The organism is Rhodococcus spongiicola, from assembly GCF_004011835.1.
Classification (GTDB): Bacteria; Actinomycetota; Actinomycetes; order Mycobacteriales; family Mycobacteriaceae; genus Prescottella; species Prescottella spongiicola.
In genome coordinates this window covers 105,499-124,535 of the sequence record NZ_RKLN01000003.1, presented here as the reverse complement: position 1 = coordinate 124,535, position 19,037 = coordinate 105,499, and the positions used below count along the sequence as shown (strand labels likewise).

Sequence of the window (19,037 nt, the reverse complement as noted above, 5' to 3'; positions counted from 1 at the left end):
CTCAGCCAACGAGTCCCCAGGCCAGGAGTCACCGTGGACACGCCTGACGAGCGGATTTTCCTCGTGACCGGATCATCGGTTCTCGTGACCGATGCAATCGCATACGCCTACCTGCGGTGCCGTCCGTGCGTGGTGCTCTCCGGCGACCTCCCGGAACTGCCTGACGGGCGCGAACAGCGGTCCTCCTCACGGTGACGGCCCGCTGCGCACCGCGATGACCCCCGGGACCGATCCTGCCAGTGCCTCCGCTATCCGACGCTCGCTGTCATCGAGGAAATCGCCGCCGAGCGACACGACCCCATCCTCGACCGCCACCGTCCACCGGTGGGTGCCGCCGTACACCTCGAGGCGATGACGCACCTCCCGGTCGATGTTGTGATCGTCCTGCGCGAGTGCCTCGACGAGATCGCGGCGGGTCACGATCCCGATCACCGCGACACCGTCGACGATCGGGATGCTGTGCAACCGGGACTTGAGCATCGCCGACGCGAGGGCACTGATGTCGACGTCCTGGCTCATCGCCACCACCGGGCTCGTCATCACCTCTCCGACGGTCCGCTCCGGGTTTCGTGCTCCCGGTGCGCCGGGCACGAATTCGCCTTGCAGTAAATCGCTTTCGGAAACGATGCCGACCAGAGCGTCCTCGTGGTCCACCACCGGCAGCGCGGTGTAGCCATGCCGACTGAGCAACCGGATCCCCTGCTCGACGGTGGTGCCGGTGCTCACGGTCGTCACCGGACTGCTCATCACGTGTCGGGCTCGCATCTCGCTGCTCCCTCCGAGCTCACGCCTCCCACACCTCTTCGATCGGGCGCCGACCCGTCACCGGCAGTTCACCGACCGGACCGCGACCCAGGCGCACGACGATCTGGGCGAATCCTCGTCGCTCCCCGCCGGCCGCAGCGGCCTCGCCGACCATGCGCCGACTCGCCGCCACCTCGGTGAGGTTCGTCAGCGGGCACGTCGCCAGCGCACGCACGGTCGCGGTCAGCAGGACGTGCGAGAGCGCCTCACCGCTGCGGAGCCAGTCCAGCCGGGTGTCCGCATCGGTGCTGATCACCGCCAGGGCGGCACGGTCGGGGCCCGGCGGCGACGTCAGCGTGCCGACCGGGAACTCCCGGCCGACCGGAACTGGCCCCGCCGCCGGCAAGACCGCACGGGGAACGCCTTCAGAGACGGCGACGTGGCCCGCCCACCAGTACAGTTCCGCGTGATAGTCCGGGTCGTAGCGGCGCACCGACGCGCTGCACTGTGCGGCCTCGAGCAGTCGGGCCGGACCGTCGGCGCCGAGCAGCGTCAGCGTCGCCGCAAACATCTCCACCGCGTCCTCGCCGAGGCCGGTCAGATCGTTCGACTGCGGCGGAGCGAACGGGCGACGGTCGGTCCGCCGCGCGTCGATCGCACGCCGTAACGCCGCGACCTGTTCCGCCGCGGCCGGTACCCGGGCCTCAGGGATCTGCTCGAACGTGACCGTGGCCAGATGCATCGGGTCGGAAGGGTCGGGCAGGCGCTCGACGCGGCAGGCTGTCGCGTACCGCGTGACCGCAACGGTGAGGTGGTGCAGTGCCGCTCCGCAACTGATCACCATCTGACGTCCGAGTGGATCGGCGACCGGCACCGACCGAGACCCGTCCGCGTGCAACTCGAGCCGCCCGGCGGCCATCCGCCACCGCCACGGCTGACTGTTGTGCAGCGACGGTGCCCGGCAGGCCGTCGCGACCGCCTGCCGGACCTGGGCGATTCCCGGACCGGCCACCATTCACCAAGTCTTGCCGCGGCCGATCCTCCGCGGCAAGGGTCGTAGTGCCCCACCGGGCGGCGCCCGGAACGCACTCCTCGAGCGGCGTCCGAAGCGCCCTAATCGGGCGGCGAATCGCATCGGGTGGGACCGATGACCTTGTGCCCTGTGGGAGCCGCGACGGCCGGTGTTTCCTGGAAGCAGCATGCCTGTACTCATCACGTCCGTACTCATACCGAGGAGCGGAAATGGCAGCTGAGTCGGTCCCGACGGGGCAACGGTGGACCACATCGATCGACCACCTCGGCCCCGCGGACGCACCGTCGGTCGGAGGCAAGGCCGCCAACCTCGGGGAACTCGCCGGCGCCCGGTTCCCGGTGCCCCCAGCATTCGCGGTCACCGAACGGGCCTACCTGGCGGCGATGGACGCAGCCGGAATCCGGAAGGGCCTCGCCGACCGGGGCGCCGCCTGCCGGTCGGCGGACGACACGTTGCTCACCCGCGAGTCCCGCGCCCTGCAGACACTCGTCCGCGAAGTGACCCTGCCCGACGACCTGCAGGCCGAGATCTGCCGCGCATACCGGGATCTCGGCGACGACGTGCCAGTCGCTGTGCGGTCGTCGGCACCGGCCGAGGACGCCGCGGACACGTCGTTCGCGGGCATTCACGAGAGCTACACCGATGTCGTCGGCGAGGACGCACTCATCGACGCGGTCCGGAACTGCTGGGCATCAGTGTGGACACCCCGTGCACTCACCTACCGCATCCTCCGCGGCTACGAGGAAGAGCCCTCCATCGCCGTCGTGGTCCAGCGGATGGTCCGGTCCGACTGCTCCGGGGTCGTGTTCACCGCCGACCCCCGCACGGGGGCTCGCGACCGGATCGTCATCGAAGCCGCGCTCGGTCTCGGTGAGGTCGTCGTCGGCGGCCAGGTCGAACCCGACACCTACGTCGTGTCCAAGGACGGCTTCACCCTCCTCGACAAACACATCGGGAACCAGTCGTTCGCGATCCGGCCCGGTCGGGACGGTGACCAGCGCGTGAACCTCACGCCCGCCGAGGGCACACGGCAGGTCCTCGACGCCGCACAGGTCCAGCAGATCGCGAAACTCGCAGCGGCAGTGGAAGAGCACTACGGCGCGCCGCAGGATCTCGAGTTCGCGATCGAGGACCGACACCTGTGGCTCGTCCAGACCCGCCCGATCACCACCCTCGGCGCCACCGACACCGGAGCTGACAGCCACGAACCCCGGGGCGAAACCCGGGACACCGCAGAACCACTGGTCCAAGGGCTCGGCGCCGGGCCCGGGACAGCGACCGGCACTGCACGTGTGCTCTCCACTCTCGAGGACTCCGGCCGACTCGAGGACGGCGACATCCTCGTTGCCCCGATGACCCGTCCCGATTGGCTGCCCGTGCTGCGGCGGGCCGCCGCGATCGTAACCGACGGTGGGGGAGTGACATGCCATGCGGCGATCGTCGGCCGTGAACTCGGCCGGCCCGTCGTCGTCGGCACCCACGACGCCACCAAGGTCATCGAGGACGGCGCCCAGATCACCGTCGACGGCGGCAGCGGGATCGTGTTCGCCGGAACCGTGACCCCGGCGGCGAAACCCGGCGTCAGGAAACGGCCACCGCTGGCGCCGATGGCAGCGGCCGCCGAGACCACAGCCACCACGCTGTACGTCAACCTCGCGACCCCCGACGCCGCCGAGTCCGTCGCCGCCACCGACGTCGATGGCGTCGGACTGCTCCGCGCCGAATTCATGATCACCGGTGCGCTCGGCGGCGCGCATCCCGCGGCGATGATCGCGGCCGGGCGCCGCCAGGAGTACATCGACGACATGACGGCCGGTGTCGAACACATCGCCGCCGCTTTCGCGCCCCGGCCCGTCGTCTACCGGGCCGTGGACCTGCGCTCGAACGAGTTCGCCGCACTCGAGGGTGGTGACGTCGAGCCGGACGAGGACAACCCGATGATCGGGTACCGCGGCTGCTTCCGCTACGTGCGTGAGCCCGAACTGTTCTCGCTCGACCTCGACGTACTGCACCGGGTCCGGCAGCGACTGCCGAACGTGCACCTGATGATCCCGTTCGTGCGCACCCGCTGGGAACTCGCCGAGTGCCTTGCCCAACTCGACCGTCATCCGCTCGGCGCAGACCGCGGCATGCACCGGTGGATCATGGCCGAGGTCCCGTCGGTGGCCTACTGGATCCCCGCCTACGCACGCCTCGGCATCGACGGAGTATCGATCGGCAGCAACGACCTGACCCAGTTGACCCTCGGCGTCGACCGCGACTCCGGGGTGTGCAAGGACCTGTTCGACACCATGGACCCGGCCGTCCTCGACGCCATCGACCGCATCATCGATCGCGCCCACGGCTGCGGACTGACGACTTCGCTGTGCGGCCAGGCAGTCTCCACCGACCCCCGCCTGGCCGAACACCTCGTGCGACGAGGCATCACCTCGGTGTCCGTGACCGCCGACTCGGCGGCCCGCACCCGGCGGATCATCGCCGCCGCCGAGCGGCGCATCCTGCTCGACCACGCCCGCGCGTCCGCCCGGACGAAGGAGTGAATCCGGTGCGCGCCGGAGACATCATGACCACCAGGGTGGTCACCATCGACGAACACGCCACCCTCGCCTACGCAGCCCACCTGCTCGGCCCCGACCCGGAGTCCGCGCTCCACGTCGTCGACGCCTCCGGGCGCCTCGTCGGAATCGTCACCGCAACCCACCTGCTCGACCGGATCCGCGCCCTGCTCAACACCATCGATCTCGCCAGTACCGGCTGGGACAGCGTTTCCGACACGATGACCTCGCCCGTCCTCGCCGTTGGTGCCGACACCGACATCACCCACATCGTGGCGGCCCTGACCGACCGCGATGCTCGCACCTGCACCGTGCCCGTCGTCGACGGCTTCACCCCGATCGGCGCTGTCACACGCCTCGACCTGGTGCGGGCGCTCAGCGAGGGAACCCCACCGCCGCCCCCGAAGAGATCCGCATGAGCAGGAGATCCGCATGAGCACATCCCCGATCGTCGTCGGCGTCGACGGCTCCGCCGCATCCCGTGATGCAGTCCGCTGGGCCGCGCACGAGGCTCGACTACGTGGCGACACCCTGCTGCTCGTGTCGAGCGTCAGCACCGGGGGCATCGGACCCGGTTCACCGTTCACCGACGACCTGCGCATCGCCGGTGAACGCTGCATCGACGACGCGCGGCAGCTCGTGGCGCTAGAGGACGAAGGCCAGCTCGTCGACACCCGTAGCGAACTCTCCTCGCTACCCGCCGTGCAAGCCCTCGTGGAGGATTCCGAATCGGCACGAATGGTCGTCCTCGGCACCCGAGGACTCGGGGAGTTCACCAGCGGTCTGACCGGGTCGGTCACCTCCGCGGTTGCTCGTCACGCCCGGTGCCCGGTCGTCGTGGTCCCCAGTTGGCCCGAACCCGGCGAACCGCCCCTCACCGGACCCGTCGTCGTCGGCGTCGACGGGTCCGAGGCGAGCGGACCCGCCATCGCCGCCGCGTTCGAGGAAGCATCCCTGCACGAAGCGGATCTCCTCGCCCTCCACGCCTGGTCGGATCGCGACCTCTCGATGCTGAATCCGTTCTCGCTGACCGACCCGCACCGCATCGAATGGCCGACCACCGAAGCGGCCGAACAAGCCGTTCTGTCCGAAAGCCTCGCCGGATGGCAGGAGAAGTACCCCGATGTCACCGTCCACACGATCGTGGTGCAGGACCGCCCGGTACGCAATCTGCTCACGCACGGCGCCGGGGCCCGGCTCATCGTCGTCGGTAGCCGCGGCCGCGGCGGATTCCCGGCGATGACCCTCGGCTCCACCAGCGCCGCCCTACTGCACGCCGTCACGAACCCGCTGCTGGTGGTGCGCTCCAAGTAGAACCGTCAGTCTCCGGACTTGACGTCGATGTGCTTGGCACCGGCTCCCTTGGCGGACATGCCGACCGTCACCTCGAGAATCCCCTTCGAGTAGGCCGCGTCGACCGCGTCCTCGTCGGCGCCTGGCGGCAACGTCACCGCGCGGCTGAACGACCCGTACGTGAACTCCGATCGCCCGCCCTCGGACTTCTCCTCTGTCCGCTCCGCCTCGATCGTCAACCGGCCGTCCTCGATGCTGACCTTGATGTCCTCCGGATCCAGACCGGGAAGTTCGGCACGCAGCGTGTACTTGTCATCCTCGACGCGGTCCTCGACCCGGATCAGGTTGCCACCGAACGGTGGACGGAACCCCGTGACCGGGAACGCGTCGAACAGTTCGGTCAGGTCGGGCAGAACGGACCGGCGGCGAGCTGGAACGCTGGACATGACCACTCCTCACTGTCACGTAACCGTGGAATCGGCTACATCCCCATTCGACGCCCGTCCGGCTGAACAGGGGAGGGCCGTTCGTCACACCGCCGGCCAGGCCGTCGCGCTGGGCGCACACGGGACTCTCACTCGCGCGGATTCTCACACCGGGGGATTCTCCACCGCCACCGTGACACTCTGGCCCGCGGCGAGCGCGAACAAGCGGCCATTGATGTCGATCCGGATCGGGGCAGCCGCGCTCGGCTTCGTCGACACCGTCAGCTCCCAGTGGTCACACCGCAGATGGACCCAGTGATCGCGGTAGCGAATGTCGAACTCGAGAAGCTTCAGCTCGTCCGGCAACAGCGGATGCAGCCACAGCACGTCACCACGGATGTCGAAACCCGTGTAGCACCGCTGCAACAGGTCGATGCTTCCCGCCATCGCACCCAGGTGCACGCCCTCCCTAGTTGTCCCGCCCTGGGTGTCCGACAGGTCCGCTTCCAGGGACTCGCCGAACATCTTCCACGACCCACGCCGGTTACCGCGCGCGAGAACCCATGCGTGCGCGACTCTGCTGAGCGTGGACCCGTGGCTGGTCCGAGCCAGGTAGTACTCGACGGTGTCCGGTATGGACGCCGGATCGAACGGGTAGCCCATCTCGTGAATGATCGACACGAGTTCCTCGGCCGTGAACAGGTACAGGAGCATCAACACGTCGGCCTGCTTGGAGGCCCGGTAGCGAATGCAGCTGTCACCCTCGGCCTCGAGAATCAGATCGAGCCGGCCGATGTTGCCGTACCTCGATCGGTATGCCTCCCAGTCCAGTTCCGCCAAAGTCTCGTAGCCTTCGAACTGGCTGAGCAGCCCGTTGTCGAGGAAACACAGGCGCAACCGGCGACGCAGCCGATCCCACCGTGCGAGTTCGTCGTCGTGAACATCGAGCCGTGCCCACAACCCGATGCCCTCGTTCTCGCCGAGGATCCGGTACGCGTCGAGCGCCCGCGCGAGCGACCACGCCGCCATCACGTTCACATAGGCGCTGTTGTCGACCCCCGCACCCGGCCTGTCCGGGTAACCGTCGTGGAACTCGTCCGGACCCATCACTCCCCGGATGTCGAACCGGTCGGTGTCCGGATCGTGAATCGCCAGGCTCGCCCAGAACCGCGCATTCTCCACCAGCAACTCGGCTCCGAACGCCGCCAGGAAACCTAGATCCGCCGTCGCCTCCCAGTAGTGCCACACGTTGTAGGCGATGGCCAGATTCACGTGATACTGACGCCGCGAGTTGTCCGGCATCCATCGACCCGACCGCGGATTCAACAGCACCCGCGGGGTCTCCTCTCGGCCGTCGCTGCCGCTCTGCCACGGAAACAACGCGCCCGACAGACCCTGCGCCGCTGCCAGACGCCGCGCCTGCGGCAGTCGACGGAACCGGTACAGGAGCAGCGCCCGCGTCAACTCCGGCAGTCGCATGTTCAGCACCGGGAACACGAAGAGGTCGTCCCAGAACACGTGCCCGCGGTAAGCCTCACCGTGCAGTCCGCGCGCGGGTACACCCACATCCAGATCAGCCGTGTGCGGGGTCAACGTCTGCAGGATATGGAAGATCTGGACGTTCGTGGCCTGCCGCACCCGCAAACCCGCATCGAGACACATCGCAAACCGCTGCCACAGACCGTCCCACGCCTCCACGTGCGCGGCGAGCAGCTGCTCGTACCCCGGCGCGGATTCCGCCGCTTGCTGGGCGGCTGACACGGGCTCCGAGATCGCGCGGTCCCGGGAGGTGTGCACCGCCACGACCTTCTCGATCTCGACGGACCCACCGCGATGCACCTCCACCGCAAACTGATCGCTGACGGTCTCCCGCTCGAACCGACGCGAGTGTGTGGCAGCGATCCCCATCCCGTTCACGCCCACGCGAGTCCGGGCCGCCTGCGCCACCTGGACACGCGACTGACTCGTCTGGGTCCGCAACCAGACCACATCGAGTCCGAACCCCCCGACACTCACGTCGGTGAGGTGCCGGTCGGCGAACCGGAGCAGATCCCTGACGTTCGTGTTTCGCACGTCCGCGTCCAACGTCGAGCGAACCGCCAGGGTGCCCGACCAGTTCTCCGGACGCACGACGGTGTCGATCGCGGCGAGATGCGGCTGCGCCATCGACACGATCCGACGCTGCCTCAACCGGGTGCGCCGCCCGCGCGCATCGACGATCACCGACTCGCGTAACAGGACCCCGCCGCGCATGTCGAGCCCCACGTGATGGTGGAGCAGATCGAAGTCACCGGCGGGGGAGAACCAGTCACCACCGTCGCCCCGGAAGGTCACGGTCGTCCAGTCGGGAAGGTTGACCAGGCTCTCGTCCTCGTGATGCATCCCGTCGACCATCGAAGTCAGGCGGTTGTAGCACCCGGCCACGTACACGCCCGGATAGTGAACGCCATCCGCGCGGCACTCGGACAATGCGCCGCGCGTCCCCATGAACCCGTTTGCGAGAGTCAACAGCGCTTCGCGCACGCCCTCCGTCGCCGGATCGAACCCGGTGAACATCAACAGCCATTGACCCGCGTCGCCCGCCGACGCGGCCAACGTGCACAGTTCGCAGTCCGGATCGGACGTCGCCTCGCCCGCGGGCCTCGTGCCCTCCTCAGCTCCGTCCGCCGCCATCGGTGTCCGTTCAACCGGCCGCGGGAGCGGACCAGAGGACCCGCGTCCCACCGCCCACCGGCGAATCGCACCTGAACGTCCCCCCAACCTCGTCGGCTCGTGCCGCCAGGTTCGCGAGCCCGCCGTGCTCTGCCGGCTCGCCGACACCGCACCCATCGTCCACGATCTCCACCGTCACACGATCGCCTACGTTGACGAGGACACGAATGTGCGCGGCACCCGAGTGCCGGACCGCGTTGCTCACCGCCTCACGCACGACCGCCTCCGTGTGGTCGGCGAGGACCGGGGTCAGGTCCGCCACGCGCCCTCCGATTCGAATGTTCGTTTCGACGGGGGAGTCCGCAGTCAGGTCCGCCACTGCGCGTCGCAGGCGCTGCCTGAGGGGGCGCGGCTCGCCACCACCGTCGTGCAGATCGAAGATCGTGGCCCGGATGTCGGCGATCACCTCCTGCAATTCGTCGATCGTCGCGTCGATCCGCGCCCGCAGCTCCGGCGACGTCATCCGATCCACCGTGCCGTGCAGCGAGAGCCCGGCCGCGAACAGCCTCTGGATGACGTGATCGTGCAGATCCCGAGCGATCCGGTCGCGGTCCGCGAGCAGGTGCAGCTCGTGTTTCTCGCGTTGGGCGGCGGCAAACCGTAGCGCGAGAGCCGCCTGATCCGCGAACGACGTCATCAACGCCAGCTGGTCGGAGTTGAAGGCGGGGCGCCCGCGGCGCCGCAAGGTCACAAGCACGCCCGTCACACCATCCCCGGCCCGCAGGGGAACGATCAGCGCGGGCCCGTACGCGTCCAGCGCGCGGTCGAACGGGGCGTATTCGAGCTGGTTGGAATTGGCGGGCGTGCGCATCCGGAAGACCCGGCCGGCGCTCGAACGTGTGACCGGGAGGACGCTACCGACCGCGCGTGCGGACTCCGGCCCTGCGGCGACGACGATCGTCAATTCGTCGATGTCCTCGACCGGTGCGTCCGGATCGGCGGGCATCGCCAGGAACGACTGGTCGGCGCCGGTCAGCTCCAAGGCCCGGTCGGCGACGACCTGCAGCGCACGATCGAGATCACCGCCTGCGAGCAGCACAGTACTCACATCGTGCACCGCCTCGAGCCGTCGCCGACTAGCCCTCGACTGGTCGTACAGGCGTGCGTTGTCGATCGCGATGCCGGCCGCCGAAGCTAGTGCGCGGACCAGGCTCTCGTCGTCGGCTGTGAAGGTCGCTCCCTCGGCCTTTTCCGTCAGGTACAAGGTCCCGAACACTCGTCCATGTACGAGAATCGGGACCCCCAGGAACGTCCGCATCGGTGGATGCCCCTCCGGGAACCCCACCGACGCCGGATGGGCGTGCAGGTCGTCGAGTCGCACTGGGACCGGATCGTCGAACACCAGACCCAAGATTCCGCGCCCTTGCGGCAACTCGCCGATGGCAGACGCCGTCGCCGGATCGATGCCCTCGAATACGAACTGCGAGAAGCGTCCCCCAGGGCACTCGGAGTCACGGACCCCGAGTGCCCCGTAGCGCGCGCCGGTCAGCCGCATTCCGGCGGCGACCACACGGCGCAACGTTTGGGGGAGATCCAGGTCGCCCGTCACCTCGAGCAGGGCCTGCACGAGACCCTCGAGTTGATCTCGCGTACGACAGGACTCGACGATCAACTCGGGTTTGCCGAGTTGATCCGGAACCTCCGGTTGACTTCCCGGTCTCGGCCTGGGGGCCACAGCGTCATTGTTCCACGTAACCTGGGCACCTTCGGCGTTGTCGGCAACGTGACAACGACCAGGCTCTGAAGTGAGACCAAGTAGATCTCAGCAGCTCAGCGAGACTTCTTGGACACCCTCATAGTGATCCTTGCAGTGAAGTATGTGTTGCCGTCGGTGTCGAGAAGATCGACAGGAACGACGAGTTCGGTTGGCTCATTTCCGAACTCGGGAATCGAGTCCAGGCGTGCGGTCGCGGTGACCGCAGTAGTGGCCTTCGCCTTGTATTCCACGGTCATGCCGATCGGAATCCATCGGTGGGTAGAGGGGATCGTGGCATCGGTCATCAAGCCGCCGGCAAGCTCGGCCATGTTGCACGAGGCGATGGCGTGGTAGGTGCCGAGATGGTTGCGCACGCCTCGCCGGTTGGGGGCGCTGACGCGGCACAGCCCGGGCCGCAACTCGTGGACCAGTGGGTGGACCGTCCGGAAGTAGGGGGCCTTCAGGCACACTGCCCGCGTGAAGATCCAGTTGCCGAAAGGCAAGTTCTGCAGCTTGTTCCAGATTCGGAGGTTTTCGCCGATGGGTGCGGTGGTGGAAGTGGTCATGACGTGGGAATCCTGTCTGTGATCGGTTACTGGCTACGGCTCTGCCGCAACGCGTCGGTGACGGAGCTGAACATGGTCGCCTTGATCGCCCCGAGGGTGCCGCGGTCCTTACCGGCGATCGGTGCCAGGCGACTGATCGCGGTTGTGACGAGTTCACTCTCCGCCGCGGTATCGTCGACCAACCCAGCCGCCATCGCTTCGGCGCCGCCGTACCGGTGTCCGGTGCTCATCGCGGTGATCGCGGTCTGCGGAGTGAGTTTCGCCTGAATGAGAGCGGCCATCCCCACCGTGAAGGGGATATTGATGTCCACTTCGGGGAAGCAGTAGTAGCCGCGGTCTTCGCGCATGACTCGGTAGTCGTGGGCGATGGCCAACATGGCGCCGGCGCCGAAGGCATGTCCGTTGACCGCCGCGATGGTGGGTAGCGGGTAGGTCAGGATCCGGTTGAACAGCTCTTGGACCTGCCCTACATACCATTCGGCCCGGCTCCCGTTGGCCATGAGCCATTCCAGGTCCAGTCCGTTCGAGTAGAACTTGCCGGCGCCCACGGTGACCAGGCCGCGTGCTGTCGTCTCGATCTCACCTAGGTGGGCGTTGACGGTGTCGAGCCATTCGGGGGAGAAGCGGTTCTCGCTATCGCCGAGATTCAGCACGGCGATGTCGTCGCGGTAGTCCAGGGTTGCAGTCATCGGTCGGTTCCTTTCACTTGTCGGCTGTGGTGTGCACTGACGTCGATAGAGGTAGGGGCGGTTCCAGTGCCAACAACGCATGCACGGCCGCCGCGAGGCGTTGACGCACAGCCGCATCGGGTGTGCGTCGACCTCGCAGCAGCAGCGCGCCGGGTAGCTCCACGACGCAATCTCTGATCACGTCCACGGCGTTCCTGTCTGCGCGGTGCCACATGGCGCGCGAAAGACGGACGAACAGCTCCGCGAGGGTGTCGTCGAGGTTGCGGATATCGGCCGCAAGGTCGTTCGAGAGGTCGCCGGCGCCGAGGAGTTCGTTGCGCCGCACGGTGAGTAGGAATCGGCCCGACACCGGAGCGTCGAGCAGGAATCGGGCCGGGGCGTCGGCGGCGGCGACGACCGCCTCGATCGCAGCATCCTGTCCTGTTCCCAGCTCCAACGCAGCGTCGACCGCCCCGTTCTGCATGGTCAGAAATCGCTGTGCGGCTCGTAGCCAGACTTGGCCCACCAGGCCCGCGCGAGACCCGAACGCGTGGTAGATGGCGCCATTGGACACCGAGGTGAGTTCGGACAACGCCCGGACAGTGACCGCCGCAGGTCCTGAATCGACGGCCAGCTTCTCTGCGGCATCCATCAACTGCTCGAGATCGTGAACGCGGGGTCGGGGCATGGCGCCCACAATAACAGAGCATTTGCTCTACTATTAAACGCCCGTTTGTCTGCAGGGCAGGCCGACGCCTCCAGCGAACCGACACGAAAGCGTGGACGCGGGCCCGTTCGGCTCCCGCCTACCGGAAAAGGCCACCAGGAGCGAGCCCGCCACGTTTGGAATTGCGGCTTGGCCGATGCGTCGGCACGCCTGGGCGCCCGGCTGCCTGGCCTCATTTCGTCATAGTGACGTTTCGAAGGAGTAAGGCGGCAAGCCGGGAGAGCGGTCACGACAGGGTCGAGGGTCGAGCCAGTCGATGATTCAGACACCGGCGGAACCGAGAACCGACGGCTTCGCCGGCTCACCGCATGCCGTACGGGACGCGACCGTGGTGGCCGTCGACGACGCGCGGCGCGTCGTGGACATCCACCGGGACGCCAGTTGCGCGACGCGATAGATCCGCACGTGTGCCTCGAAACAGCCTGGTCTGCAGCATGTTCCGCACACTGTCCGTGTGCCGATAATCGACATTATGTCAAGTAATGTAAACCCGGGCGGTCCCCGAGGGCCGAGCAGGACGCGATTCCCGATCCACCCAATCCGACCCGGAGTGCGCGCGGGTCAGGGCGAATCGACGATCCGAACCCACACCTCCCTCCCGGCCAGGAGGCGACGGACGCGGTGCCAACCAACGCAGCCATCGGCACACCCGCGAGATCAATGTGCGCGTCAACGACACGGATACGGCTTACCGTTACGGACGGCGTCGAACCGACGTACGGTCTGCAGGAGTCGGCCACTCTCCCCGCCGCAAGTCCCACCTTCCCGGAGTCAACCCTCATGGATATTACCGAATATCCATGTACAGCAACATGTTTCGTGCTACTCGCGGCCCGGTGAGCTCTCCGGGTTCGGCGAGCAGGCCGAGCGCCAGGCGGTCGACCTCGTCCCGGATCTAGCGCAGCCGATCAGTAGTCGACGGCAAGTTCGGGCAGGTGCGGTGGCTTCTGGTGACGTTCCTCCTCAACCATGAACCTCTCCCCTAGGCGAAGGAATTCCGTCAGGCACGTTGGGCACGGTCCGACGGCGCACTAGTGCCCGCGACCCGCGAATAAACCTTGCCGGCCACGAGCAGCGCAGCCAGTGCGAGAAGTGTCCAGCCGACCACCGGGAACGTGAGTACCACGCCCATGATCAGGCTTAGTGCCGCGAACCTTGCGACCTCCTGCACGGCACGCACCTTCCAGCGTTCCGTCGGCTTGCGCCGGTAGAAACTGCGGGCCAACCTGGAGAGCGCCACAATCCGCCCATCCCCGTCGAATTCGAACAGTGCGATTCCCATCCGGTTCGCGAACGATCGTGCCTCGCTGGTGTAGCCCCCGTATGAGAAGTGCACCCAGCGATCGTTGGTCTTTCCCAGGTAAAAAGTCTGGTGGATGCCCGTCAGATGTTGTTCGTCGACAGGCGATCTCGTAATCGTTCCAAGTCCCACGACGCGGCGACCGTCGACGTGGAACAGATCGTCCGTCCAACCAGCGCGCGTACTGACCGACTCGAAGCCCATGTCCCCCATGTGAAAGGCGACGGACTCGTGCATATCGCGACGACTGATGGCAGGTTTCAAGAAGACTCCAGAGCTTCGGAATGAGATGACAAATCGTACCTGGCAGATCCGAAGTGGGTCGGTCGATCGCCGGCCACACCGGAGAGTGATTGAGAAAGGGCATTCTCGACGCCCGGAACCGGTTCCAAACGCAGATCGACTATCTCCGGTCGACCCGGGCGCTCGTCAAAGTTCGGCGAGCAGACCACGCACGAGGACGTCGATCTCGTCTCGGATCTCGCGCACAACCTCAACGGGTTGTCCCTCCGGGTCGGCTACCGGCCAGTCGAGGTACCGCTTCCCCGGGTAGACGCCACAGGCGTCTCCGCACCCCATGGTCACCACGATGTCGGCGGCGGCGACCACGTCGTCGGTCAACGGCTTGGGGTACGCGGGAGCCAGGTCCAGACCGCTCTCGGCCATCACCTCCACGACGCCCGGATCGACCTCCCCGGTCGGTGTCGACCCCGCCGAATGCACGTGGACCCGATCGTGGCCGTGGTGATCGAGCAACGCTGCGGCCATCTGGGAACGGCCGGCGTTGTGGGCGCAGATGAACAGCACGTCGGGCTCGGTCTTGGGCACGCTCCCGTCTGCGCGGGCGCGGGCGGTCAGTCGTTCCGCCGCGAGATTCGGCGCGAGGGCCGCCAGATGGGCGTGGACGGTGGCGGTCTCCCGAAGCGCTTCGTAGGACTCGACCACTGCCCGTTCGACCGTCTCCGGGGAGAAGATTCCGGCATACCTCTTGGCCAAGTGATCTGCGGCGCGCGACAGAACGGCCGCGGGTAAGAACAAGGCGGGTTGCTGACGGTCAACGCGCTGGCTCATTGTCGCCTCCTGTGGTCCTTCGGTAGGTAGCCGCCGCCCCCATGAAACGCGAAGAAGATCACGATCGTGCACAACGTCCGTGCCGCGCTCGCGACCCGGTCGCATGGCGGGCCGGTGGGCCTTACCAGGTCCGACCGTTCGCTTTGTGTGCGCGGTGCCGGGCGAGCGGGCGGCCTGGGCCCGACCTCGAAATCGAAATCGCCGGTGCTGGACGACCGGGCGCCGCTCCCCTCTCCGATCGCTCCCAACCGGCTGCTGTGCGTCATACGATGAACGGAGTCCGATGTCCGAGGAGGACACGTGAGGCAGCCATCCCGGTTCCGCGCGACGGCACCGGGCCTGCTCCACCGGCACCGCGAGGCGATTGTGTGAGCGGATCGGCCCAGCACACCAGCGAATACCGCGACGTCGGTGCGGTCTTCGAGTCGATGGCGGCGCTCGACCGCACCGATCCGCGGTACCGAGTGCTGCGCGACTCGGTGGTCACGCGATGTCTCCCCCTCGCCGACCACATTGCCCGCCGGTTCGACGGCCGCGGTGAGTACCACGACGACCTGGTCCAGGTCGCTCGGGTCGGACTGGTCAATGCGGTCAACCGTTACGACGTGCGCGTGGGCTCCGACTTCGTTGCGTTCGCGGTGCCAACCATGATGGGCGAGGTTCGGCGACACTTCCGGGACACAGGTTGGGCGGTGCGGGTGCCGCGCCGGGTCAAGGAACTGCATCTCGAGATAACCCGTTCGGCCGCACTGCTGACGCAGCGCCTCGAGCGGCCTCCTACTCGGCGCGAGATCGCGGCCGAGCTACGGATCGGTGAGCAGGACGTCGCCGAGGGACTTCTCGCGGCCAACGCCTATCAGACGGTATCGGTCGACGCCCCGCAGAACGGTCGCGCCCGCGGACATCCGCTCGCCGAGGAGCTCGGCGACGACGATGCAGGTCTAGAGGCGGTCGAGAATCATGAAGCGCTCCGCCCGGTGCTCGCCGCCCTGTCCGACCGCGAGCGCCGGATCGTGTTCATGCGTTTCTTCGCCAACCTCACGCAGAACCGGATAGCCGAGGAGGTCGGGATCTCCCAGATGCACGTCTCGCGCCTGTTGGCCCGGTCTCTCGCGACACTCCGCAATCAACTCGAACAGTGATTGGTCACACGCGATCGACCAGCCGCTCGTGGCCGGCCATCCGCGCGCAGTTGGCGCAACAGAATATGCGGCTCTCGTCTTCGACGCCGTGGCCGAGGATGCGGCATCCGCAGTGCGCACACACGGGAGCCATCGCGTTTGCCGCGCACTCGAAACTGTCGAAGACCCCTCGGCGGTCTCCCATGACCACCGTGAACGCCTTGTCGTAGTCGTTGCCGCACGTCTCGCAGGTCGCCATTACTCGCCTCCTCATCGGGGCCGGCTCGCACACGCGCGGCCGGCGTAGATGACGAGTACCCAGATCCCCGCACCGATAACCCCCCGAAAACGGTCTGGCGAGGTGCGATTTCGCGACTGACACGGCCCGGAAAGCAAGGGGCCAGGCACACGTCGGGGGGCGTGCCTGGCCGTGTTCAAACTATGAGATCGGGGTAGTCGGCGAAAGAAGCGCCAGGGTGAAACCGAGGGTGAAGCCGCCTCTCCCCCCGTACGCCACAGCCACCCGCTTCACCGCCCCGTCGTCTCGAGTTGCCTATACACTTCCGATACGAATCGAACACATGTGCTGTTCGATCCGAGACGAGTAGCAGCGGAAGGCGCGTGGCAGCGAAAGATATGGATCAGGACAGCGTGCGTGACGACCAACGACTACTCGACGCCTGGTTCGATGAGTTCCTGCTACACCGCAGTACCGCGAAGCCGTCCCCGAACACCCTCAAGGCGTACCGGCAGGACTATGCCGGAATCTGCGAGTTCCTCGCTCACCAAACCGGGACCGCGGTGAGCGAACTGTCCGTGGATGTGATCACCAAGCCGGCGATGCAGCAGGCGTTTGCGACGTTCGCTGCAACGCACGAGGTCGCGTCGATCCGTCGATGCTGGTCCACCTGGAATACGTTGTGCGATTTCCTGTTTTCTCTGGACGCAATCGTTGCGAACCCGATGTCGGCGGTGCTGCGACCCAAGGCGCCCAGGCGGATTCCCAAGGCGCTCCCGTCGGACGCGGTCGCCCGACTGATCGCGACCCTGCAGGAGGACGACACCGACGGCGTCCGTCCGTGGGGCGAACGCGACCTTGCGATCATCCTCACGGCGTTGCTGACGGGCATGCGGTCGTCCGAGTTGATCGCGGTGAACATCGGGGATGTGCGCAGCGCCGCTGATGACGGATCGACCGGAGCGACGAAGGTGATCCTGGTCCGCGGGAAGGGAAGCAAGGAACGTGTCGCCACTGCGGAACCCGCGCTCGTGGCAGCCCTGACCGGCTATCTCGAGTCGCGAATCGACCGCTTTCCGGCCACGACCAAACGTCGGGTGTCGCAAGTCGCGACCGCCTGGCAGTACTTCCGCAGCACGGATCCGCTCTTCGTCGGCGCCGACGGCAGCCGGATCACTCGCGGCACGCTGCAGTACCGCGTGCTGCGGGCCTATCAGCGGGCGGGGATCAACGGGGAACGCGCCAAGGGCGCCCTCACGCACCAGTTCCGGCACACCTTCGCCACCAACATGGCCGACGAGAACGTCAGCATCTTCACCCTCATGCGCATGCTCGGCCACGAGTCGATGAACACCACCCAGGTGTACACGGAGGGTGCGGGTGCTGGGGTGCGGGAGGCGGCGGCGCGCAACCCGCTCTATCGACTGCTCGACGACCACTGATGCGGCGGCACGCTGCGCGCGGCGGCTACGGTGGCAGGGAAAGCACGGTTCGACGACTTTCGAGGAGCGCGGAATGAGCACTTCGTCGACGCCTACACGCCGCCATCGCGTCGTGGTCATCGGATCCGGATTCGGCGGACTGTTCTCCACCCAGGCCCTCGGGCGCGCGCCGGTGGACATCACGCTGATCGCCCGCACGACGCACCATCTCTTCCAGCCTCTGCTGTACCAGGTGGCGACCGGGATCCTGTCCGTCGGGGATATCGCGCCGACCACCCGGATCGTGCTGCGCAAGCAGAAGAACGTCGAAGTCCTCCTCGGTGACGTGGAGACGATCGACCTCGCAGCGGGCAAGGTGACCTCCCACCTGCTCGACCGTGAGACCGTCACCGAGTTCGATTCCCTCATCGTCGCTGCCGGTGCCGGACAGTCGTACTTCGGCAACGATCACTTCGCGGAGTTCGCGCCCGGCATGAAGACCGTCGACGATGCCCTGGAGTTGCGTGGCCGCATCCTGGGGGCGTTCGAGCAGGCCGAACTGTCCGACGATCCCGAAGAGCGAGCGCGGCTGCTCACCTTCGTCGTGGTCGGTGCCGGGCCGACCGGCGTCGAGCTGGCCGGGCAGATCGCCGAACTCGCGCACCGCACGTTGGCGGGGGCGTTTCGGCGGATCGATCCGCGCGACTCCCGGGTGGTCTTGCTCGACGGCGCCGCGTCGGTGCTGCCCGTGTACGGCGGCAAACTCAGCGCCAAGGCCGCCGAGCGGCTCGAGAAGCTCGGCGTCGAGATCCAGCTCGACTCGATGGTCACGAACGTCGATGTGGACGGGCTGGTCGTCAAGCACAAGAACGGCACCGAGAACCGGATCGAGTCGCAGTGCAAGGTGTGGTCGGCCGGAGTGCAGGCCAGCCCGCTGGGAAGGCAGTTGGGTGAGCAGACCGGTGCGGAGGTCGACCGCGCCGGCCGAGTCCACGTCAACCCGGATCTGACTCTCCCCGGCTACCCGAACGTGTTCGTGATCGGTGACATGATGGCGCTCGACGACCTGCCTGGCCTTGCTCAGGTGGCGATGCAGGGCGGCAAGTACGCAGCCAAGGAGATCCGGGCCGGGCTCGACGGCGCGCGGCCCGAGGACCGGGAACCGTTCAAGTACTTCGACAAGGGTTCGATGGCGACGATCTCCCGGTTCAGCGCGGTCGCGAAGGTGGGCAAGCTCGAGATCAGCGGGTTCATCGGCTGGGTCATGTGGCTCGTCGTCCACCTGATGTACCTGATCGGGTTCCGCAGCCGTCTGTCGACCGTGTTCTCGTGGATAGTCTCGTTCCTCGGCAGAGGCCGTGCGCAGATGACGTCGACCGAGCAACAGGTGTTCGCGCGCAACGCGATCGACATGCTCCAGGAGCACAGTCGGGCGTCCGCCGGCGAATCGCGCGAAGCAGGCTGACC

Annotated in this window: 19 protein-coding genes; 7 read left to right on the top strand and 12 right to left on the bottom strand. The window is 67.1% G+C overall.

Annotation, left to right across the window (positions count from 1 at the left end; translation table 11 throughout):
- Positions 1 to 33 precede the first annotated feature (33 nt).
- Positions 34 to 195, top strand: coding sequence for a hypothetical protein (locus EF834_RS18195; RefSeq protein WP_164874106.1), 162 nt, complete (start codon positions 34 to 36; stop codon positions 193 to 195).
- Here EF834_RS18195 and EF834_RS08750 read toward each other — a convergent pair.
- Both EF834_RS08750 and EF834_RS08745 read right to left on the bottom strand, forming a co-directional pair.
- The gene (locus EF834_RS08750; protein ID WP_127946841.1) at positions 187 to 765 is read right to left on the bottom strand and encodes a CBS domain-containing protein; all 579 of its coding nucleotides are present in this window, start codon (positions 763 to 765) and stop codon (positions 187 to 189) included. The genes EF834_RS18195 and EF834_RS08750 overlap by 9 nt on opposite strands.
- A gap of 19 nt (positions 766 to 784) precedes the next feature.
- On the bottom strand, positions 785 to 1,759 hold the full coding sequence (locus EF834_RS08745; RefSeq protein ID WP_127946840.1) for an Acg family FMN-binding oxidoreductase: 975 nt from the start codon (positions 1,757 to 1,759) through the stop codon (positions 785 to 787).
- A 227-nt stretch (positions 1,760 to 1,986) separates the two neighbouring features.
- Here EF834_RS08745 and ppsA point away from each other — a divergent pair, with 227 nt between their 5' ends.
- From ppsA to EF834_RS08730, 3 genes are read left to right on the top strand one after another with little or no spacing between them, the layout of a single operon-like run.
- Positions 1,987 to 4,317: a phosphoenolpyruvate synthase gene (gene ppsA, locus EF834_RS08740; RefSeq protein WP_127946839.1), complete on the top strand. Its 2,331-nt coding sequence runs from the start codon at positions 1,987 to 1,989 to the stop codon at positions 4,315 to 4,317.
- Between the two features lie 5 nt (positions 4,318 to 4,322).
- Positions 4,323 to 4,751 (top strand): CBS domain-containing protein, encoded by a 429-nt coding sequence (locus tag EF834_RS08735; RefSeq protein WP_127946838.1) that lies wholly within the window; start codon positions 4,323 to 4,325, stop codon positions 4,749 to 4,751.
- 13 nt (positions 4,752 to 4,764) lie between these two features.
- Entirely contained in the window at positions 4,765 to 5,646 is an 882-nt protein-coding gene (locus EF834_RS08730; RefSeq protein ID WP_127946837.1) for a universal stress protein, read from the top strand.
- A 5-nt stretch (positions 5,647 to 5,651) separates the two neighbouring features.
- Here EF834_RS08730 and EF834_RS08725 read toward each other — a convergent pair whose 3' ends face one another.
- From EF834_RS08725 to EF834_RS08690, 9 genes are all read right to left on the bottom strand, one after another.
- Entirely contained in the window at positions 5,652 to 6,071 is a 420-nt protein-coding gene (locus EF834_RS08725; RefSeq protein WP_127946836.1) for an Hsp20/alpha crystallin family protein, read from the bottom strand.
- 144 nt (positions 6,072 to 6,215) lie between these two features.
- Positions 6,216 to 8,723, bottom strand: a complete 2,508-nt coding sequence (locus EF834_RS08720; protein WP_127946835.1) for a glycoside hydrolase family 65 protein — start codon at positions 8,721 to 8,723, stop codon at positions 6,216 to 6,218.
- A gap of 10 nt (positions 8,724 to 8,733) precedes the next feature.
- Positions 8,734 to 10,437, bottom strand: coding sequence for a GAF domain-containing sensor histidine kinase (locus EF834_RS08715; RefSeq protein WP_206615220.1), 1,704 nt, complete (start codon positions 10,435 to 10,437; stop codon positions 8,734 to 8,736).
- A 95-nt stretch (positions 10,438 to 10,532) separates the two neighbouring features.
- Positions 10,533 to 11,024 carry a hotdog fold domain-containing protein gene (locus EF834_RS08710; protein WP_127946834.1) on the bottom strand — a complete coding sequence of 164 codons (492 nt, stop codon included), beginning with the start codon at positions 11,022 to 11,024 and terminating at the stop codon, positions 10,533 to 10,535.
- 26 nt (positions 11,025 to 11,050) lie between these two features.
- Positions 11,051 to 11,713: an enoyl-CoA hydratase/isomerase family protein gene (locus EF834_RS08705; RefSeq protein WP_127946833.1), complete on the bottom strand. Its 663-nt coding sequence runs from the start codon at positions 11,711 to 11,713 to the stop codon at positions 11,051 to 11,053.
- A gap of 13 nt (positions 11,714 to 11,726) precedes the next feature.
- Positions 11,727 to 12,380 carry a TetR/AcrR family transcriptional regulator gene (locus EF834_RS08700; protein ID WP_127946832.1) on the bottom strand — a complete coding sequence of 218 codons (654 nt, stop codon included), beginning with the start codon at positions 12,378 to 12,380 and terminating at the stop codon, positions 11,727 to 11,729.
- Between the two features lie 300 nt (positions 12,381 to 12,680).
- Complete coding sequence (locus EF834_RS18190; RefSeq protein ID WP_164874105.1) at positions 12,681 to 12,824, bottom strand: hypothetical protein; 144 nt, start codon at positions 12,822 to 12,824, stop codon at positions 12,681 to 12,683.
- Between the two features lie 595 nt (positions 12,825 to 13,419).
- Complete coding sequence (locus tag EF834_RS08695) at positions 13,420 to 13,983, bottom strand: hypothetical protein (protein WP_164874104.1); 564 nt, start codon at positions 13,981 to 13,983, stop codon at positions 13,420 to 13,422.
- A 165-nt stretch (positions 13,984 to 14,148) separates the two neighbouring features.
- On the bottom strand, positions 14,149 to 14,790 hold the full coding sequence (locus EF834_RS08690; protein ID WP_127946830.1) for an arsenate reductase ArsC: 642 nt from the start codon (positions 14,788 to 14,790) through the stop codon (positions 14,149 to 14,151).
- A gap of 368 nt (positions 14,791 to 15,158) precedes the next feature.
- Between EF834_RS08690 and EF834_RS08685 the strand changes: the two genes are divergently transcribed.
- Positions 15,159 to 15,932 (top strand): SigB/SigF/SigG family RNA polymerase sigma factor, encoded by a 774-nt coding sequence (locus EF834_RS08685; protein WP_235871075.1) that lies wholly within the window; start codon positions 15,159 to 15,161, stop codon positions 15,930 to 15,932.
- A 4-nt stretch (positions 15,933 to 15,936) separates the two neighbouring features.
- Here the strand turns inward: EF834_RS08685 and EF834_RS08680 are convergent, their stop codons facing one another.
- Positions 15,937 to 16,170: a hypothetical protein gene (locus EF834_RS08680; protein WP_127946828.1), complete on the bottom strand. Its 234-nt coding sequence runs from the start codon at positions 16,168 to 16,170 to the stop codon at positions 15,937 to 15,939.
- A 377-nt stretch (positions 16,171 to 16,547) separates the two neighbouring features.
- Here EF834_RS08680 and EF834_RS08675 point away from each other — a divergent pair, with 377 nt between their 5' ends.
- The gene (locus EF834_RS08675; protein ID WP_127947303.1) at positions 16,548 to 17,591 is read left to right on the top strand and encodes a tyrosine-type recombinase/integrase; all 1,044 of its coding nucleotides are present in this window, start codon (positions 16,548 to 16,550) and stop codon (positions 17,589 to 17,591) included.
- A 73-nt stretch (positions 17,592 to 17,664) separates the two neighbouring features.
- Complete coding sequence (locus EF834_RS08670; protein WP_127946827.1) at positions 17,665 to 19,035, top strand: NAD(P)/FAD-dependent oxidoreductase; 1,371 nt, start codon at positions 17,665 to 17,667, stop codon at positions 19,033 to 19,035.
- The last annotated feature ends 2 nt before the right edge of the window (positions 19,036 to 19,037 follow it).

Excerpts from the sequence above, each read along its gene's own strand:
- EF834_RS08750 (WP_127946841.1), bottom strand. The coding sequence starts at position 765 with ATGCGAGCCCGACACGTGATGAGCAGTCCGGTGACGACCGTGAGCACC.
- EF834_RS08745 (WP_127946840.1), bottom strand. The coding sequence starts at position 1,759 with ATGGTGGCCGGTCCGGGAATCGCCCAGGTCCGGCAGGCGGTCGCGACG.
- ppsA (WP_127946839.1), top strand. The coding sequence starts at position 1,987 with ATGGCAGCTGAGTCGGTCCCGACGGGGCAACGGTGGACCACATCGATC.
- EF834_RS08730 (WP_127946837.1), top strand. The coding sequence starts at position 4,765 with ATGAGCACATCCCCGATCGTCGTCGGCGTCGACGGCTCCGCCGCATCC.
- EF834_RS08725 (WP_127946836.1), bottom strand. The coding sequence starts at position 6,071 with ATGTCCAGCGTTCCAGCTCGCCGCCGGTCCGTTCTGCCCGACCTGACC.
- EF834_RS08720 (WP_127946835.1), bottom strand. The coding sequence starts at position 8,723 with ATGGCGGCGGACGGAGCTGAGGAGGGCACGAGGCCCGCGGGCGAGGCG.
- EF834_RS08710 (WP_127946834.1), bottom strand. The coding sequence starts at position 11,024 with ATGACCACTTCCACCACCGCACCCATCGGCGAAAACCTCCGAATCTGG.
- EF834_RS08705 (WP_127946833.1), bottom strand. The coding sequence starts at position 11,713 with ATGACTGCAACCCTGGACTACCGCGACGACATCGCCGTGCTGAATCTC.
- EF834_RS08700 (WP_127946832.1), bottom strand. The coding sequence starts at position 12,380 with ATGCCCCGACCCCGCGTTCACGATCTCGAGCAGTTGATGGATGCCGCA.
- EF834_RS08690 (WP_127946830.1), bottom strand. The coding sequence starts at position 14,790 with ATGAGCCAGCGCGTTGACCGTCAGCAACCCGCCTTGTTCTTACCCGCG.
- EF834_RS08680 (WP_127946828.1), bottom strand. The coding sequence starts at position 16,170 with ATGGCGACCTGCGAGACGTGCGGCAACGACTACGACAAGGCGTTCACG.
- EF834_RS08675 (WP_127947303.1), top strand. The coding sequence starts at position 16,548 with ATGGATCAGGACAGCGTGCGTGACGACCAACGACTACTCGACGCCTGG.
- EF834_RS08670 (WP_127946827.1), top strand. The coding sequence starts at position 17,665 with ATGAGCACTTCGTCGACGCCTACACGCCGCCATCGCGTCGTGGTCATC.